This window comes from Micromonospora sp. NPDC049044 (assembly GCF_040649215.1).
In the GTDB taxonomy this organism is placed as follows: Bacteria; Actinomycetota; Actinomycetes; order Mycobacteriales; family Micromonosporaceae; genus Micromonospora.
The window spans coordinates 69,199-85,966 of record NZ_JBEZFA010000023.1 but is presented as its reverse complement, the minus strand read 5'-3'; the positions used below and the strand labels follow the sequence as shown (position 1 = coordinate 85,966).

General features: G+C 68.7%; 20 protein-coding genes. 9 read left to right on the top strand and 11 right to left on the bottom strand.

Translation table 11 applies throughout. The features are described from left to right. Positions 1–49: 49 nt before the first annotated feature. A complete protein-coding gene (locus AB0B85_RS20140) occupies positions 50–778 on the top strand; it encodes a hypothetical protein (RefSeq protein ID WP_357409364.1) in 729 nt (242 codons plus the stop codon). 119 nt (positions 779–897) lie between these two features. Here AB0B85_RS20140 and AB0B85_RS20135 read toward each other — a convergent pair whose 3' ends face one another. After that, a complete protein-coding gene (locus AB0B85_RS20135) occupies positions 898–1,446 on the bottom strand; it encodes a hypothetical protein (protein ID WP_357409362.1) in 549 nt (182 codons plus the stop codon). Between the two features lie 135 nt (positions 1,447–1,581). On the opposite strand from AB0B85_RS20135, the gene AB0B85_RS20130 reads away from it, so the two are divergent. The 5 genes from AB0B85_RS20130 to AB0B85_RS20110 all read left to right on the top strand — a co-directional run bounded on the left by AB0B85_RS20130 (position 1,582) and on the right by AB0B85_RS20110 (position 4,904). Further along, complete coding sequence (locus AB0B85_RS20130; protein WP_357409360.1) at positions 1,582–1,788, top strand: hypothetical protein; 207 nt, start codon at positions 1,582–1,584, stop codon at positions 1,786–1,788. Positions 1,789–1,920: 132 nt separating this feature from the next. Further along, entirely contained in the window at positions 1,921–2,289 is a 369-nt protein-coding gene (locus AB0B85_RS20125) for a hypothetical protein (RefSeq protein WP_357409358.1), read from the top strand. Between the two features lie 184 nt (positions 2,290–2,473). Further along, complete coding sequence (locus AB0B85_RS20120) at positions 2,474–3,301, top strand: SAM-dependent methyltransferase (protein WP_357409356.1); 828 nt, start codon at positions 2,474–2,476, stop codon at positions 3,299–3,301. 100 nt (positions 3,302–3,401) lie between these two features. Next, complete coding sequence (locus AB0B85_RS20115; RefSeq protein ID WP_357409354.1) at positions 3,402–4,199, top strand: aminotransferase class IV; 798 nt, start codon at positions 3,402–3,404, stop codon at positions 4,197–4,199. A 147-nt stretch (positions 4,200–4,346) separates the two neighbouring features. After that, positions 4,347–4,904 carry a hypothetical protein gene (locus AB0B85_RS20110; RefSeq protein WP_357409352.1) on the top strand — a complete coding sequence of 186 codons (558 nt, stop codon included), beginning with the start codon at positions 4,347–4,349 and terminating at the stop codon, positions 4,902–4,904. A gap of 65 nt (positions 4,905–4,969) precedes the next feature. Here the strand turns inward: AB0B85_RS20110 and AB0B85_RS20105 are convergent, their stop codons facing one another. From AB0B85_RS20105 to AB0B85_RS20070, 8 genes are all read right to left on the bottom strand, one after another. Continuing rightward, positions 4,970–5,380 carry a hypothetical protein gene (locus AB0B85_RS20105; RefSeq protein ID WP_357409350.1) on the bottom strand — a complete coding sequence of 137 codons (411 nt, stop codon included), beginning with the start codon at positions 5,378–5,380 and terminating at the stop codon, positions 4,970–4,972. A gap of 177 nt (positions 5,381–5,557) precedes the next feature. After that, on the bottom strand, positions 5,558–6,481 hold the full coding sequence (locus tag AB0B85_RS20100) for a serine hydrolase (RefSeq protein ID WP_357409348.1): 924 nt from the start codon (positions 6,479–6,481) through the stop codon (positions 5,558–5,560). Beyond that, entirely contained in the window at positions 6,474–7,157 is a 684-nt protein-coding gene (locus AB0B85_RS20095; RefSeq protein WP_357409346.1) for a hypothetical protein, read from the bottom strand. The genes AB0B85_RS20100 and AB0B85_RS20095 overlap by 8 nt, the downstream gene beginning before the upstream one ends. A gap of 55 nt (positions 7,158–7,212) precedes the next feature. After that, entirely contained in the window at positions 7,213–7,695 is a 483-nt protein-coding gene (locus AB0B85_RS20090) for a SigE family RNA polymerase sigma factor (RefSeq protein WP_357409344.1), read from the bottom strand. A gap of 10 nt (positions 7,696–7,705) precedes the next feature. Beyond that, a complete protein-coding gene (locus AB0B85_RS20085; RefSeq protein WP_357409342.1) occupies positions 7,706–8,542 on the bottom strand; it encodes a hypothetical protein in 837 nt (278 codons plus the stop codon). 263 nt (positions 8,543–8,805) lie between these two features. Further along, positions 8,806–9,360, bottom strand: a complete 555-nt coding sequence (locus tag AB0B85_RS20080; RefSeq protein ID WP_357409340.1) for a hypothetical protein — start codon at positions 9,358–9,360, stop codon at positions 8,806–8,808. Next, positions 9,357–9,686: a hypothetical protein gene (locus AB0B85_RS20075; protein WP_357409338.1), complete on the bottom strand. Its 330-nt coding sequence runs from the start codon at positions 9,684–9,686 to the stop codon at positions 9,357–9,359. Before AB0B85_RS20075 ends, AB0B85_RS20080 begins: the two co-directional genes overlap by 4 nt. Continuing rightward, a complete protein-coding gene (locus tag AB0B85_RS20070) occupies positions 9,676–10,548 on the bottom strand; it encodes a hypothetical protein (protein ID WP_357409337.1) in 873 nt (290 codons plus the stop codon). The genes AB0B85_RS20075 and AB0B85_RS20070 overlap by 11 nt, the downstream gene beginning before the upstream one ends. A 212-nt stretch (positions 10,549–10,760) precedes the next feature. Between AB0B85_RS20070 and AB0B85_RS20065 the strand changes: the two genes are divergently transcribed. Further along, positions 10,761–11,513, top strand: a complete 753-nt coding sequence (locus tag AB0B85_RS20065; RefSeq protein ID WP_357409433.1) for an SDR family oxidoreductase — start codon at positions 10,761–10,763, stop codon at positions 11,511–11,513. Positions 11,514–11,688: 175 nt separating this feature from the next. On the opposite strand, the gene AB0B85_RS20060 is transcribed toward AB0B85_RS20065, so the two are convergent. After that, complete coding sequence (locus tag AB0B85_RS20060; RefSeq protein ID WP_357409335.1) at positions 11,689–12,900, bottom strand: histidine decarboxylase; 1,212 nt, start codon at positions 12,898–12,900, stop codon at positions 11,689–11,691. 599 nt (positions 12,901–13,499) lie between these two features. On the opposite strand from AB0B85_RS20060, the gene AB0B85_RS20055 reads away from it, so the two are divergent. Beyond that, positions 13,500–14,123, top strand: a complete 624-nt coding sequence (locus tag AB0B85_RS20055; RefSeq protein WP_357409333.1) for a hypothetical protein — start codon at positions 13,500–13,502, stop codon at positions 14,121–14,123. A 67-nt stretch (positions 14,124–14,190) separates the two neighbouring features. Here AB0B85_RS20055 and AB0B85_RS20050 read toward each other — a convergent pair whose 3' ends face one another. After that, positions 14,191–15,696 (bottom strand): APC family permease, encoded by a 1,506-nt coding sequence (locus tag AB0B85_RS20050; protein ID WP_357409332.1) that lies wholly within the window; start codon positions 15,694–15,696, stop codon positions 14,191–14,193. Positions 15,697–16,105: 409 nt separating this feature from the next. Here AB0B85_RS20050 and AB0B85_RS20045 point away from each other — a divergent pair, with 409 nt between their 5' ends. After that, a complete protein-coding gene (locus AB0B85_RS20045) occupies positions 16,106–16,648 on the top strand; it encodes an HAD domain-containing protein (protein WP_357409431.1) in 543 nt (180 codons plus the stop codon). The last annotated feature ends 120 nt before the right edge of the window (positions 16,649–16,768 follow it).

The window sequence follows — 16,768 nt, the reverse complement described above, 5'->3', positions numbered from 1 at the left end:
GCCCGCTGGGTGCGGCGACACGGCCCGCCGGGACCTGCCACAGTGGGGCGTGCGTATTCGTGGACGACGACGCTGGCGGTGGGTGGCGGCAGGGCTGGCCGCCCTGTTGCTGGCGGTGGGTGCGACGGTGGGTGCAGCGTACCCGTCGGTTGCCGCGACCACCTGCCCCCGTTGCTACGGCTTGGCGCCGGTGCGCGACGGGCTCTATGCCGAGCGCGGGTCGTCGGACGCTGACCAGCAGCGGCTCATCGCGGCGTACGGCGATGCCAATCAGCGGGTCGACGCCTTCTACCCGGGCCGCAAGAGTGCGCCGACAGTGCTCGCGTGCTTCACGCCCGGCTGCTACGAGCGGATCGGCGGAGGTGGCGAACGGGGAGTGGCCGTGCTCAACCGGGCGGTGATGCTGTCACCCCGGGGCATCGACCCGGTGATCACCGCACACGAGTTCTCGCATGTGGAGCTTCATGTGCGCCTCGGTTCCCGACGTGACCAGATTCCCCAGTGGTTCGACGAGGGGCTTGCCGTGCTGGTCTCCGACGACGGGCGGTACCTGCTGCCTGCCGACGCTCCGGACCGCTGCCGCATCGCCTCATCGGAGGCGCTGCCACGGACACTGCCCGAATGGCTACGCGCTGCCGGTTCGGATGAGCAGGTGTACGCCAGAGCCGCCTGCCGGGTGTACCGGTGGGTCGACGCACGCGGCGGGCACCAGGCCGTGCTCGACCTCGTCGACCGACTCAACCGCGGCGAACAGTTCTCCGCGCTTGTCGATGGTTGACCTGAGCGGGGGCTGCCGTGGTGCATTCGTTGCAGGCGGTGGCTGAGGGGCGCGCGGCTCAGCTCCGCCAATGCTGGGTGGAGGTCAAGAACGTGGGGACCATCGCGGCGGTCTACCGGTCAGCCGTCGGCCTCCTCCTCCGCCTCATCGTCGCCGGGCACGGTCAGACCCTGCTCGACGAGGAAGTTCCACCATCCGTCCTTGTCGGAGCCGATCTCGCCATAACCGGCGCCGAAGACGTAGTAGGCGAGGAACGAGTCGAGGTCCAGGGTGACCTCAAGGAAGAACTCGCGGGCGAACCACTCGTCGGTGGTCTCCGCGGGGAAGTACCACACCGACCCGGTGTCGCGTCGGATCAGCAGCGGCTCGTCGGACAGCTGGCCGAAGACCAGCCACTTGTGGGGTTCGTCAGCGACGCCGGTGAACTCGGGCATGTGGTCGAGACAGTATTGGTGATTGTCGATTTCCTTGGCATCGAAAAGGTCGAACGAGCCGGCATGGATGCCGTCGGCGGTTTCCAGCAACTCCCGGACCGACTGGGGCAACTCGGCCGGAATCTTCTCGGCCGGAGCACCCTCGTGGATCTGCGCCCAGTACAACGTCGCGGGCTGGTCGGCCTCCAGATCGGTACGTAGCTCGGTGATGAGCTCCCGCAAATCGGGATTCACTCCACTACCTCTATTCGAAGCGGCATTCCATCGGGCAGATTCGCCGTCATCCTAGAGGCGCCCGCCGACACCCCCGGTTTGAGTTGTCCCGCCGGAGCTCTCCGATTACAGGCGTCGGCGCCACGAGGTCCGGGAATGACCGGGATCCTTCGACGCCGACGGCGGATGTGGCCTCGTCGGACATGGCGGCCATCGGAGGCGACACCGAACGCCGAGATCACCTGGTCCTACACGTACCTCGGGCAGAAGCTGACCGGTGCGCTGTGCGCCCGCCCCGGCGGAGGGGACCTGTATGTGCCCATGTACGTGACGAAGGTGACCTGGCAGCCGCGCACCTGTTGACCCCGCAGCATCATCTGGTCGTGGGGCGGGCAACGCCGCCGGCACCACGCCAGGCGCGGAGTGCCGGACCTCGCGGTCGTGGCCGAGGTCCGGGTGGCCCAGTCGGTGGGCCGCCTGTGGCATCGTGCAGGCGTGGGCGACGGTGCGCAGACGAACCGGGTGACGTCGATTCCGGAGAAGCTGGATCAGTGGCATGACTTTCGCAAGAGCGTGGGGCTCGTGTCGGTGGTGCTGTTCCTCTTCTGCCTTCTCGCCCTGGGCAACGTCGGCTACCAACTGGCCATCGTCGGTGACGAACACGGGATCTTCGACCCGTTGTCGTTCCTCGGTTTCCTCCTCGTCGGGGCACCCCTCGGCGTGGCGGCGGTGAGTGGCGTGCGCGTCTATCGGGCGGCCAACAACGCCGAATCGAAGCGGCTCGGCCGGATCATGGGTTTCGCACTGCTCGCCGCCGCTGTCCTCCTCGTCGTCACTGGCATCGTCAGGGACGGGCTGTCGTGAACCGCGCCGTCGCCGCCGGGACGGTCACCAGACAGGTGACTCTGGCTCACGCGGGTGAAAGACGGTTCACTGGGAGCGATACCAGCCGGGGCGGAATTCACCTCTCCCGATCGCTACACTCGCCGCTACCCGGCACCGCCCGCACACCCCGGCCTGCGCCCATCCCCTTCGAATGGAGACGCCTGTGACCCCCGACAAGGCGGCACCCCCCGGCATCGACCCGAGCATTCCCAGCGTGGCCCGGGTCTATGACTTCTTCCTGGGCGGCAAGGACAACTTCGAGGCCGACCGGCAGGTCGCCGAGCACGCCCTGCGAATCACCCCGGACGGGCCGGCGGCCGGCCAGGCGAACCGGGCCTTCCTGCGCCGGGTGATTCGCTTCCTGGTCGCCGAGGCGGGCATCGACCAGTTTCTCGACATCGGATCGGGGCTGCCCACCCAGGGCAACGTGCACGAGGTCGCCACCGAGCACAATCCCAAGGCCCAGGTGGTCTACGTGGACAATGATCCGATCGTGCTGACCCACGGGCGTGCCCTGCTCGCCGCGGAGGGCACCGCGACGGTGATCCAGGCGGATATCCGGGCACCGCAGGAGATCCTCGACCATCCGGACGTACGTCGGTTCCTCGACTTCGATCGACCGATCGGGCTGCTGCTCTTCGCGATCCTGCACCACCTCGGTGACGACGAGGATCCGCGAGCGGTGGCGGCGGCGTTGATCGACGCGCTGCCGTCCGGCAGCTACGTGGCAATCTCGCACTTCCGTGACCCGGCCGAGCGGGACCCGGAGGGCTCCCGCAAGGCCCGCGAGGTCGAGCGGATCTTCAACGAGTCGCTGGGCACCGGCCGTTGGCGCACCGACGAGGAGATTCTGTCGTTCGCCGATGGGCTGACGGTGCTGGAACCGGGGCTGGTGCCGCTCGCCGAGTGGCGCCCAGAGCCGGGTACGCCCGCCCCGAAGCAGACCGACACCTATCACACCTTCGTCGGGCTCCTCGCCCGCAAACCGTAGGCCCACGGTGAGGTCCGTCGGCGAGAGCACGCCCCGCCGGCGGACCTGCCGCGCGCACCGCATCCGCGTCGGGCTCCGCGCCGGGTGACACCATGACGCGGTGACACACGTGGAGATCAACGGCGAGCCGGCGACAGTCGAAGACGTGCATCGGGCAGCCGTGTGGAACTACGGCCACTTCACCTCCATGCAGGTACGCGGTGCGGCCGTGCCGGGGCTCTCCCTCCATCTCCGCCGGCTGCGCGAGGCCTCGGCCGTGCTGTTTCCCGAGGCCGTTCCCGCGTCCGACGACCAGATCAGAACGTTCGTCGACCGCGCGCTGCGCGACCGGGACGACGCGTCCGTCCAGGTCACCGTCCTTCCGAACCCCACCCGATGGCCGCACACCGACATCATGGTGTCCGTCGACGAACCGGTCGACGGTGCTGCAGGTCCACCGCTGCGAGTCCGAACTGTTCAGTACGAGCGAGAGCTTGCGCAGCTCAAACACCTGGCCACGCTGGGCCTGACCTTCCATCGTCGTCAAGCCCGCCAGGCGGGATTCGACGATGTCTTGTTCGTCGGTCGGGACGGCGACCTCCTCGAGGGCTCGGTATGGAACATCGCCTGCTGGGACGGTACGCAGGTCGTCTGGACCGAGGGTCCGCGCCTGGCGGGCATCACCATGCAGTTGCTTCGACTCGGCCTGCGGCGGCTCGGCGTCCCAGAGGTAACCCGGAAGACGACACGCGAATCTCTCAGCGAGATGACCTCGGCCGTCGCCACCAATTCGCGCTGCGCGGCCCAGCCGATCGCCGCGGTGGACGCGACAACCTTCCCCGGAGACCAGGAGTTCACCAGGCTGCTGCGACGCGCCTGGCAGGAAGTGGAGTGGGAGCCGGTCCGGCCAACTCGGTAGGAGGAGTCATCCACGTCGCGCGGCTGCGGGCCCGGCCCTCGGCTCCGCGACGGGTGGCAGTGGTGGGAGAACTCCGGCGGCACGCTCGACGCGGCCTGAGCGGATATCGGCTGGCGAAACCTGTCGCCGTGAGCCATGGTCTGGGGCGTGATTGTCATCCAGCGGGTGCGGGTGCGATGGAGCGGGGCTTCACGCGGCGCTCCGGAGGCCAACGCCCGTCGGGGGTTCGACCGCCCGGTGATGCTTCCCGCGCCGCTGCCAACCGGCGATGTCGTGGTCCATGACGTGCTGGCTGACGAGGCGGCCAGCTACTCGCGTCGCAGCGAAATACTGACCGGTGGCGTGAGCATCGCCCTCGACCTGACTCTTCGGCTCACCTTCGAGGGCTCGGCGGTCACCGTCGCGCGCCTGCCGGGCAGGGCCGCGTTTCCCCGGTCGAGGGTGTCGACCCGTCTGTTCACTCTCGCGCACGGGCAGGTCGGCAGGTACCGAGCCAATTTCCGGTTCCGGTTCACCGATTGCGCATGCGACCCGAGCTGGTACTACGAGGACTGGTTGGTTCATGTCAGTAACGGCAGTGCCGCAGCCGACCGGTTTCCGGGCGGCGAGCCGGAGCACGTTGTCGACAATCGCGTCCATCTCTATGGCGGCGTCGCGCGCCGAGGAAACCGCTTGCGCCGTGCGGCCGACGGATCGGCGACATGAGTGATGCTGCGGGTCGCAACGTCGCCCGCCTCGCGAGCGCCGCCCGGCAGGTTCGTCAGCGGTTGTTAATCGGTGCTCTCCAGGTACATGAACAGAAAGACCAAACCGAATATCACCAGGCTGCCGAACCAGATGTAGACGCCGGACCACCTGCGCCAGTGCAGCGCCCGGTGATCCCGCCACGTCGGCTGGTAGGCGGATCGTGGCGGCGGGGTGTCGGCCCGCTCTGGTGGGGAAGCGGCTGGCGCGGGTTGTTTGGGCGCTACGTAATCCGCCCGGTAGACCGCGCCGCGTTGGGGCTGCTGCGGCCGCACCGGCTGCTGCTGCTGCGCCTGTTGCTCGTAAATCCAGGCGATCGGGGCGCCGGTGGCCGGGTCGACTCCGGGTGGGTGCCGTAGGTGAAGCGGCCGTTCATTGACAGGAATCATCGGATCGAAGATTTGCGGCTGCTGTGGATCCCACTGCCCCGGCTGCATGGTGGCCCCCTCGACGTCGCGATTCGATAATGGGACACACAGTGTGATCTTGCAAACGCAATGAGCGTTGCCTGCCGCCGACGGCTGGGCACTGCACGCGGCGGTCGTCTCTCCCCGTCGAGAGCCACCGGCCCGCGCCCGCAGGGCAAACCGAGTGCTGGTCCCGCACGTGATGTCCTACCCCGGGGCAGGACCGTCACCCGCAGTGGCGGCGCGCAACTCCTTGAGCACGTACGTGGCGACCTTCTCGACGACGCGGACGCCCTCCTGCTGGCTCACGTGGTGATCGGAGAGCACGGCGACCAGCCAGTCGTGCCGGGGCTCGACGATCCGCCCGATGCTGTTGACGAGCCAGCGACCGCCGTCGGCATCGGCGGTGTCCCAGCCGTTCTTGACATAGGCGGAGGGATTCCCCGACCCTCGCGCGGCGGTGATTCCCCAGCGTTGCTCGGGAATCACCTTCTTCATGAGACCCATGACGAAGGTACGGTCCGTTGGGGTCAGCGGCCCTGTCGGCGACGTCAGCGCGGTCAGCAGACGGAGCTGGTCAGCGGCGGTGGTAGTGGTGCGTCCCCAGTGCGGGCTGGGCTTGGTCTCCCGCAGACCGAGCGTGCGGTTCGCGGCGATGAGGCCACCTGCGCCGTCGATCCTGTCCCACAGGGCCTCCGCCGCGGCGTTGTCACTGGACACGATCATGGCTTCGGCCAACCGCCTGGTGTCCGCTGCCAGAGCCCTGCCCGGCGGCCTCTGGCGCAGCAGCAGGGCCGCGAGGATGTTGACCTTGACGATGCTGGCCGTCTCGAACCGTCTGGTACCGACGGTCACCTCAGCCGCACCCTGTCGATCCAGTGCGGCGACCGCCACCCGGCCGTCGTACCGCCGCAGGTAGGCCCTGATGCGGGTGCTCGCCTGGTCGATCCGGTCGACGGCTGGCGTCGTGGGAATCGGGCTGGCAGGGGATGTCGCGGGCGATGGGCCGGCTCCGTCGCCGCTGTGCCCGCGCGTGGCGCCGAAGGCGGCCGTCGCGACGCCAGCGAGCGACATGGTGACCGCCGAGACGACCCAACGGCGTGGCAGCTGCCGACCCTTCCGCTCAGCCAAGACGGGCCACCGCCTTCGCCGCGACGGAGTCGACGGCGGCCTGGCTGCCCGAGTCGGGCAGGCTGACCGTCGAGACCGTCTCGCCCCGTCTCAGCATGACGAAGTACGTGACGGCACTCGAGATGTCGGCACGCTCGATGCGGCCCCGAATGAGCATGCCGAGGCCCCCCAGGTAGTGCGAATCGACTATGTGGAAGGAGACCTGCGATCCATGGACCAGGTAGCTCGCGCACCGCAGTAGGACCTGGCGAACGTCGTCGACACTCCGCTGCGCCCAGCCAGGCTCGTACGTCTCCACGACGTGGTGTACCGGTGGTGAGCCGCCAGCCGGCCGGTAGTAGCGCTCCACCGCAGTACGCCGATGCGCCTTCGCCGGATAGTCGCTGCTCCGGTAGTCGGGGCAGCTGTCCTGCTCCCACGGCCACGGCGGTGGACCGGTGCGAGTGTCCTCCCGCCAGTCCGCGCCCAGATCGTCCGCCGTCAGCAGCATGTCCGCCCCGCCCCGCTCCGCGTCTGCGCTGTGTCGCTCGTCGGGTTCGACGTCGGCCTCCCGCCGATAGCAGCCGGCGGCCAGCACCACAAACATCGACAGGACCCCCAGCACCACCCAGGCGACGGGGCGTCGTCCGCCGCCGCGAAGCGGACGTTGGCGCGTCCTGCTGCTCGATACCGACACGGAACCTCCCCAACCCAGAAATGTGCCACCGCAGGTCGCGCCGCAACCGGACCCGTCAGTGGCGCTCCTCGGCGAACAGTTCGGCGCGCGTCTCGTCGAGCAAGTCGCGGAGCCGGTTGAGGGAGCGCATGCTCTGGCTTTTGACGACGGCGATGGAGACGCCCACCACCTCGGCGGTCTTTTCCACACTCAGGTCGTCCCAGTAGCGCAGGACGATGATCGCCCGATCCCGTAACGGCAGGGTGGCGACCGCGTCGAGCAGCGTCATGCGCAGCTCGCTCGGATGTTCCTCGCCCCGGTCCGGCGGCGCCGACATCGCCAACTCGCGGCTGGAGCGACGCCGCTGCTGATCGATCATGGAGCGGAGCAGAATCTTGCGGGCGTAGGCGTGCGGATCGTCGGCGCGCTGGACCCGCCGCCAGTTCGCGTACACCTTGGCCAGCGTCGTCTGGGTGAGGTCCTGGGCGAGATGCCAGTCGCGACACATCAGGAACGCGGCTTCGCGCAGGCGGCCCGCAACCGCCTGCGCGAATTCCACGAAGTCTTCGTCAGCCATTCGACCGGGCCAGCGCCGCGAAGCTCTTGGCACCGGAGTGCACGTACTCGGCCGGCAGCTTCGTCCCCCAGATCGGGTTGGCGGCGACCCCGATCGCCTCCTGCACGGACAGGGCGGGCAACGCCGGCGTGTTTCCCATGCCCTCCCAGGCCAGACAGGTGGCGATCATCAGGTCGACCTGGAGGCCACCCCGGTGGTGCACAGTGACCATCTTGTTCTGTACGCAGTTGTCAGGCAGCTCGGTCAGCTCGACCGTTCCCGGGGGCGGGTCGCCGCCGAGTCTGTCCTGGTAGATGGAGAGTCGCAGCATGCCCGGCCCGTTGCCACGATCCAGGTAGAGCTGGACGTACGGCATGCCGGGGCCTGCCCCGCTACTCGGCAGGCTCGCATAACCGCTTGTCTTTCCCTTCGGCAGCAGCCGGACCAACAGCTCCAGCGCGCCCTGCGGGGTGGTGGTCAGCAGATCACCATCCGGCCCCGCCCCGATCCGCACGGTGTCGATCACCGTCGTCGACGGAGTCGGCGAGACGGGCGGCTGGATCGCTCCGTTGCGCTGCTCGTCGGTGCCGGTCAGAGACCCGCCCGGGGCGGGATTAGCTGCGGCCCCGGCCCGCGACGGCGCGGCCGGGTCGACCGGCCCACCCGGCACACCGACGTTCGGCCCGCCAGGCTGACCGGCGTCACCCGCACCGACGCGCAGCGGCCCGGCGGCCAAGCCGATCACCAGCAGCACAGTCAACGCCGATCCGCCCGCGCCGAGCTGCACCAGTCGGCGCTGGCGGCGCAGCCGGCGGCCCTGCACCACTGACTGCTGGACCAGATCACCCATCGGTGGGGCGGGGTATCGGGCCATATCGTCCCTGAAACGACTCCGCACGTCGCCCATGTCCGGTACCTCCTCGGCCGACCGCCCGCCGTGGCGATCCTTCGCCTACCTGACGCGATGGCCAGCCGATTCGGTTACCGTTTTGCTCCGAGAATTTTTCACCCACACCGGCACGGCCGCGCGACATCAGCGGCAGCGGATGGCCGGGATCGACACCGCCCGCTACTCTCCGATCCGCGGTTGCCTCGGCCCGTGCGCGGCGCGGGTCATTCAGCGATCTTCTGTCGGGCGGCGATGGCAGCGGCGTGCAGCGTCTCGTCCGCGCGCATCTCGGCGTCGAGGTCGCCGATACTCATCCCGACTCGATGTCGGGCGGCCACGAACCGGTCCAGCCGGTCGAGTATCGGCCGCGCGTGCGGCCCCATCGCGGCGAAGACCCGCAATGCCTCGCGCCCGTACAGGTCCTCGGAGAGGTACTCCGGCAAGACCGCAAGCAGTTCAGCGGCTACCGCGGGACCCTCCTGGCACCACAGTGCACCGGCCGACTTCACCTGCCCGAAGCTGGGCGCCCGGAACAGGTGCCGCAGCTGTCTGTGCTGGCGGGCGGTGAGCCCGCCGTGCTCGACCAGCCAGGTCAGCAGCGCAAGCGCGAGTAGATCTCGGCCAGGTTGTTCCGGCCGGCCGGCGAGATAGTTGTCGGCCACCGCCCGGTCGGCGGTGACTGTGAGGAGGGCAAGCGTCGCACCCTGGGTCGAGTACTGGCCCAGCAGCGCTGCCGCGGCTGCGGCGGCTGGCCCGATCCGTCCCAGGACATAGATCACACAGCTCGGGGTGTCGTTCTCGGCCCCCTGAGTCTGGCGATGAGTTCCGGCACCGCGGCAACCGCGGCCGGACCGAACGCGGCAAGCACCCGCATCGGCAGGACCGGTACACACGAATCCGGGAGCGCGGCCAAGATCTGCCGGGCCGCGGCCACCGACGACTGCGGATCAGCCCCGGCCCGGGCAACCACCTTGAACGCCTCGGCCAGGCGCGGTTCGTCGCTGTCGGCGAGCATCAGCCGTACCAGATGCGGCACCGCCCGGTGGTCGCCGACGCTGCCCAAGGCGATGGCGGCCACCGCACCGAGCTCAGGATCACCGAACATCGCCGCGAGTCCGTCGGCGGCCAGGCGGGACGCGGTAAGTGAAGCCGCCAACGTGTGCAGTGCCGCCGACCGGATATCGGCGAGGTCGTCCTGCAGGAGGCCGGTAAGCATCGGTGTCACCCGCCCCGGCGCGGCACGCAGCGTCATGTGCTGGCCAGGCCGACGGGTCGGCGCTGCTGAACCCGGCGATGTTGGCCAGTAGCCGGACGGCCGGAACGTGATCCGACCGCAGGCGTTCCAGGATGGCTTGACGCTGCGCGATCTTTTTCCAGGGCATGGCATCCACGAGGGCGGTCCGGACGACCGGATCCGTCGCGGCGACCAACGCCGACATGGCCCGAGCAGGTTCCGCGGTGCCCACAAGTAACGCGGCTGTGGACTGTCGCACCTGCGGATCCACGTCGCTCACTGCCGACTCGGCGGCGGCGGCCACCAACGGCCAGCGAGGGCGCTGGAAGCACAGCTCGCGCAACAGCTCGAAGATGATCCGCCGGGCCGACCGGCGGTGGTCGGTCGTGAAGGTCAGCAGACGACGGGTCGTCGGCCCGTCCCGGTCGGCCTCGACCCCATGCCAGATGCGTGACCGTACGTCGCCGCACGGGACAAGAACATCACCCGAGGCGATGCCCGCTTCCAGCCATCCCCAGTCGTCAAGCGGCGACACCAGCGCCGGGCCGGTCACTTCGCGAGGCGCGGGGCGCCCTTCCAGTACGTCATGAACGCGATCTTCCCCCACGAGCGCTGCGGCAGACAACGCGAATTCGTCTGCCGGCGCGAGCGGATGCCCAGGATCAGGATCACCGCTCGCCGCCGGGCACGGCATCGAGAAGGGCGCTGACGCGGGCGCAGGATTCGGCGTCATCGGGTCCGGTGATGAGACGGTAGCCGAGTGGCTCAGGGAGATCCGACAGCCGCAAACGATGTGCGACACAGTCGGCCCGCCGGCGGTCGATGGCTACCCCGGGTGGTGAGACCCTGCCCGCGAGTGCGCTCGGCGGCAGGTCCCTCCCCCGGCAGCTCCCATCGGTGTGAAAGAGTTCGATCATGAATAGCTGGGCACGCCCTCTCGACGGCATGAACGCGCTGATTGTCGGAGGCGGAGGCGAGGGAATCGGCCGGGAGATCTCGCGTGCGTTCGCCTCGGCCGGTGCGGCTGTCGCCGTCGCAGACATCGATTCACGCCGGGCGCACGAGGCCGTCGATGAGTTGGTCCAGTCAGGTGCCCACGCGCGTGCGCTCGCCGGGGATGTCCGGTCCAAATCAGCTGTAGCCGAGTTCGTCGACGCAACAGTGGCCGAGTTTGGTCGGCTCGACACGCTTGTGACAGTCGTGGGCGGGCAGCTCGCGTTTGTGCCGGCGGTACGACTGCACGAGATGAGCGACGACGACTGGGATCTCGCGTACGAGATGAACCTCGGTTATGTGGTCCGCGCGGCCCGTGCGGCAGTCCGTGCCTTCCTGGCCCAGGGACAGGGTGGTTCCATTGTGAGCGTCGGATCGGTCACCGGGGTCATGGCCGCACCCATGCAGGCCGGCTACGGTGCTGCCAAGGCCGGCCTGCTCAGTCTCGCCAAGACCGTCGCGGCGGAGTACGCGGGCGACGGGATCCGGATGAACGTGGTGGCGTGCGGCGCGATCGCCACTGCGGTGGCGAACTCCGCGCAGCTCGGCGACGAGGTGCCCGAGATCCCGATGCGCCGGCTCGGCGTTCCCGCCGACGCCGCTGCGGCTGCCGTCTATCTGGCCTCGCCGCTCTCGTCCTACGTGACCGGGCAGAGCGTCGTCGTCGATGGAGGTGTCACGGTGCGCGGTCCATTCTCCGCCTGACCCGTTCCGGCACCCGTGGGGCACGGCGACGAACCAGTCAGCCCGCGTCGACGCCACCGGTGTCGGTGCCCAGTCCCGCCACGCTGACCCACGGCCGAGAACAGAGAGCGTCATCCGGTGCGCCTCCGCCCGCCCTACCCAGGGCGGGCGGCACCGGTAGGGCGATGGCGGCCGATCAGGTGCGGTCGGTGCTGAGGAGTAGCTGCGCGACGGGCACGAGTCGCCGAACCCCACGGCTGGGAATGGGCTGCTCTGCACCCTTGACGGTGGCGATGTCGGCCACGAACGCCTCGATCTGTTGGCGGGTGACACCTGGCATACAGATCAGGTGGCTGATGCCGCCGTCGGCGTTGGAGAGGCCGTGGCGGCGGGCGATTGCCGGCGGCGGAGTCGTGAAGTAGACAGTGAACGCGTGGACGTGGCGCCAAGCCGGCCAGCCGACGCTGGCCAGCAGCGAGTGGGCGAAGCGAGCCGTCTCCCGGGCGCGTTCGGCGCGCTCGCGGTGCCCGGCCTCGCCGAGCAGTCGCAGGGCGTACCACATCTGGACGGCGAGTTGGCCGCAGCGGGAGCCGCTGATGGTGCTGTCGGTCGTGGCCGTGTAGGAAATCTGCCGGGCCGCCCGTTGCAGCGAGCGGCGAGTCACCACGAGGCCGCCCGGAATCGTGGTGCCATAGAACTTGTGGCAGGAAATTGCCACGGAGTCGACCACAGCGCCGAGATCGATGGCCACCGGCCGGTCCGGCAGCAGGGCCAACGGAACGCCGGCGAGCGCACCGTCGACGTGCAGGTGCGAGTTGCGGATTGCCAGGTCAGACAGGGCACGGCGAACTCGGGCGGGATCGTCCACCGCCTCCGTCACGGTCGTACCCGCGTTTGCCACGACGATTGCCGGCCGGTCTCTTCGCCGCGCCAACTCGCCCCGCAGATCGTCATAGTCGATCTCTCCCCGGGCGTCGGTGCGGATGACGACCTCGGGAAGGCCGAGCGCACTTGCCGTCTTGCGGATCCAGTCGTGAGTGGCCTCGCTGTAGTACAGCACCGGATTCGCGCCCGCGAATCTGTCGCGGGCGAGCAGGATCGCCGCCTGGTTCGCCTCGGTGCCACCGCTGGTCAGGTATCCCCACCGATCGTCGGCGGGGGCGCCGAAGAGGTTCGCGTGCCAGTCGATGACCTCTCGCTCGTAGGCCTTCGTGTGGCCGGTGTCGGGGTCGGTGTCCGGGTCGCCAACATTGTTGATCAACAATCCGAACAGCGGGGTCACCGGTTCGTAGTCGATGTCCAGGGCGGCCGGAAAGCCAATCGTCCGGCGCGCCGCTAAGGTGGCTCGCAACTGCTCGATCTGAGCAGCGAGCGACAAGCCGTCGGGAACGCTTGTGGGAGCGGTCATCGCTGGCCGTCCACAGTGGCGTCCACGACATCACACACCAGCAGGCGGCATCGCCGATGGTAGGGGATGGTCACGGGCACTCCGTTGATAGGCAATTAAGCGATGAGTGGACCATGACCGCGACGCCCAGGCAACCGCCCCTTGCGTCGAATGATCGAGCCGACTCGTGGTGCGCGGTTGATCGCGGTGTGTGTTCGATGAGAGGCTATGGCGACGTCTTTTGGGAGGACCACACCGTGGCGTACGACAGGCCCGCGACCCACCTGGGTCCTCTTGAGAGGACCCCCGAGGACTGGAGGGCAGCGGCGAGCAGTGGAAGGACGGCTGCGCACTGGGACCCGCAGCCGAGCGGCTACACCGCATCACCCCCACCGGCACCGGACGGACGGCATGGTTGGGTAGCGCCCGCCAGCGAGGTGCCGGCAGCCGAGCAGTACCAGCCGGCCTCCTGGCATGCCGGGCCCTCTGCGCAGCAACCGCTACCACCTGATCCACCGCCGGCTGCCCGTGAGTCGCCACCCGCACCTCCGATCAGCGATCCCGAAACGCGACGGATCTGGGCGTCGTTGCGCTCCTCCGCGCTGAGTCGGGTCGGCCTGATGAACACGATGCACGGCCGCCACGCGTGGACTCAGCGTCGACGCAACCCGTTGTGCCCCTACGGCTTCGCGTTCCTCTACGCGGTACCAGTCGTCGGCTCCACGTTGCAGCGGCCGGTCTTCGAAGTGGGCGCGGCGACGCGTCTGGACAAGGCCGGCGAGGACGTGTCGTACCTCCCCCGGCTGCTCTATGACCTCGGCGAGACGGCACGGCACTACCTCGACCACGGCGGACTGGATCCGCGTCAGCCACCGCAGATGTGCAATCGGGTCGACGACCGGGTCACCGCGGAGTCGACGTTCATCGGCATCGCGGTCAGTTCCCTGGACGGTCCGCTGGGCAGCTGGGAGCAGACGATGCGCAAGGTGGAAGGCGAGGACCGGATTCCAGGACGGTTCTACATCCAGCTGATGGACCCCGAAGAGACGAGGATGGTCGTCGACCGGCCGGCCGACCCGTGGGAGAGGCCGTTGATCCAGTCCACGACACCGACGTACGAGGCGTGGCGGCCGCTGCACAGCCACCCGGGGGACGCCCCGATCTGGGCCGGGATCGCGCAGTTGGCGACGCTCGTCCACCAAGGCGCGCAACGGCTCGCTCAGGCCAGAGGCGCGACGGCGTAGGGGTCACGACAGCAGGCAGGCGGTGCCGCTTCCGCGGCCCCGCCTGCCTGCTGTCGTGACGTACTGTTCAGAGCGTGAGGTGGCCCAGATCCTCGTCGACCTGCCGGGTGGGGTTCGTCTCGCGTTCGCCGAACCCATCGAGCAGCTCCGGCTGGCGGGCCCGCAGGCTGATCGCCCACAACACCCCGATGAGGACGAACGCACCGACCGTCCCGGGCACCAGCCACGCTCGATGAGAGCCAGGTGGCGTGCCAAGCGCGGCACTGATGTTGATCAGTGTGACCAGGAGGATCACCCCGATGGCGATCCCGCCGAGCGTGGGGGCGATCGCCCGGGCCCACAGCGACTCGCTGCGTCCACCGCCGCGGGCGAAGAAGCGGACAGTGGCGAGTGAGCTCATCGCCATCAACAGCATCAGACTGACGGCGGCGATGTTGGACAGCCAGGTGAACATGGTCAGCGCTTCGGCACCGCTCACCACGAAGAGCAGAATGACGATCAGAGCGGTGACCGACTGGGCGATCGATCCGCCCTGGGGCGCGCCGGACCCGCCCTCACGGATCGTGGCGAGGCGAGCGGGCAGCAGCCGGTCCTTGCCGAGCGTGAACAGGTACCTCGCCACGCTGTTGTGGAAGCTGATCATCGCCGCGAGGACGCTGCTGATCAGCAGCAGACCACCAAGCGCCATCAACAGCACGCCGGCGCTGCCAGCGCGGGAGTCCGAGAAGACCTCGAACGGCAGCGGCGCTGCCGGGTCGCGGGCCAGGTCGATGACCCGGTCGGCACCCACGGTCGCCACCATCGCCCAGGCGCACAGGGCGTAGAGCAGGCCCAGGCCGACGATCACGTAGATGATGCTGCGGGAAACCGCCCGGGGTGAGCGCGCCTCCGCACCGTACGCGGCGATGGTTTCGGTGCCGAAGAACGCGGCGAAGCCGAGTGGCAGCACCGCGAGCCCGGCCACCACCCCGGTGCTGAACAACTGCGTCGGGTTGAGCGCCTCGAACGTCAAGTTGCCGCCGGCGGGGTGGGCCAGACCAACCAGCACGAACACGATCAGCAGCGCGACCTCGACGATCAGGATGGTCCCGAACATGGCGGTGCTGACGCCGGTGCGTTGCAGGCCGAATGCCGCCACGATGGCCCACGCGATGAGAGCGAAAATCCACCACGGCCCGCCGATCAAGCCGCTGACCACCGAACCGAGCAGCCCGTACAGCGAGATTTGAATGGTGTTGTAGGCAAGGAGCACCACCGGCGCTCCGGCGACACCGACGAGCCGAGACAGTCCGGCGGCGAGGGCGGTGTAGAAGATCCCGCTGGGTTGGACGTACCTGGCGATGGCGATGTATCCCGGCGCCCAGAGGAGCATCACGACGGTCAGGAGCAAGAAACTGGCGGCTACGCTGGTATTTCCGGTTGCCGCATAGGTGGCGACGATACCGCCGACGAGAACGGCCATTGGGGACGACGCGGTCGCCCCGAACGTCACAAGCGAACTCGTCCGCAGAGTCTTGCGTGCCAGCCCTCGTTCGGCGGACACCGTCGTGGGGGTCACAGAAGATGTGACCATAGCTGAGCCTCCCCATGTCAAAGGCAAATCGGTCTGGCGACGGGACTCGATGACCTTACAGGGTGATTGCTTCGCCATCACTAGCCGAAGTCTCGCTATTACCCGGCCCTTCCCCGCCGGTCCTGTCGCTACGTTCTAATAGGTCGGAAGTGTTCTGTTCTGCGGTGATGTGGCATCGGGCACTGCCGATCGCAGAAAAAGACCGAGGGCCAGCCTGGCGGTCAGCAGGTGATCCGCGCGGGTGGATGCTCCGAGCACTGCTGACGGCGTACCACGTCGTGCTCGCCAGCCGTTCGGTGAGCGCCCGTCGGCTGACGCCGGCCTGCCCGGCGAACGCCCTGGCCTCGTCTGGCTCGATTCGGACCGTGATGGCTATCGTGCGACGGTGACCACTGGCGCTGAACGCCCCCTGCTCTTTCTCGACGTGGATGGACCACTCATCCCGATTGGCGAGCGGCCGCAGGATTCAGCAGGACGTGCCGCCAGGGCCGACGCGGCCGACCTGTGGGACGAGATGTCCAACCCTCTCCTGTCGAGACTCAATCCGATGCACGGCAGGCGACTCAGCGCGCTCGGCTGTGAGCTGGTCTGGGCCACCACCTGGATGGCTGACGCGAACGCGGACGTCGCACCGCGAATCGGCCTACCGGAACTGCCTGTCGTCGCCTGGTCGGAAGAGGATGAGGTGCAACCGACGCGGGGCGTGCATTGGAAGACCGAGACGCTTGTCGCCTGGGCGGCTGGACGGCCCTTCGTGTGGGTCGACGACGAGATCAGCGACTTTGACCGGACGTGGGTGGCCGCCAACCACCCCGGACCGGCACTGCTGCACCGGGTCGACCCACGGATGGGACTCTCCGATCCCGACTTTGCCGCCATCGAGCGGTGGCTTGCCATACCCGCCGCCTCCGGTCACGGGATCGTCGGGTCGGACGGAACACCACACGTCTGAAACGACGATCACCCCAGGCGGGCAGACAGCAACGACGGGTCGTGCCTCGCCCCCGGGGTGCGGCCCGCCTACGACCGGCAGAATGTCACGACGTCGAGCGCCAGACTGTCGTGCCGACGG

Coding starts and splice junctions, on each gene's coding strand:
- AB0B85_RS20130 (WP_357409360.1), top strand. CDS start 1,582: ATGACCGGGATCCTTCGACGCCGACGGCGGATGTGGCCTCGTCGGACA.
- AB0B85_RS20105 (WP_357409350.1), bottom strand. CDS start 5,380: ATGCAGCCGGGGCAGTGGGATCCACAGCAGCCGCAAATCTTCGATCCG.
- AB0B85_RS20085 (WP_357409342.1), bottom strand. CDS start 8,542: ATGGGTGATCTGGTCCAGCAGTCAGTGGTGCAGGGCCGCCGGCTGCGC.
- AB0B85_RS20075 (WP_357409338.1), bottom strand. CDS start 9,686: ATGTTCGGTGATCCTGAGCTCGGTGCGGTGGCCGCCATCGCCTTGGGC.
- AB0B85_RS20070 (WP_357409337.1), bottom strand. CDS start 10,548: ATGACGCCGAATCCTGCGCCCGCGTCAGCGCCCTTCTCGATGCCGTGC.
- AB0B85_RS20065 (WP_357409433.1), top strand. CDS start 10,761: ATGAACGCGCTGATTGTCGGAGGCGGAGGCGAGGGAATCGGCCGGGAG.
- AB0B85_RS20060 (WP_357409335.1), bottom strand. CDS start 12,900: ATGACCGCTCCCACAAGCGTTCCCGACGGCTTGTCGCTCGCTGCTCAG.
- AB0B85_RS20055 (WP_357409333.1), top strand. CDS start 13,500: ATGAACACGATGCACGGCCGCCACGCGTGGACTCAGCGTCGACGCAAC.
- AB0B85_RS20050 (WP_357409332.1), bottom strand. CDS start 15,696: ATGGTCACATCTTCTGTGACCCCCACGACGGTGTCCGCCGAACGAGGG.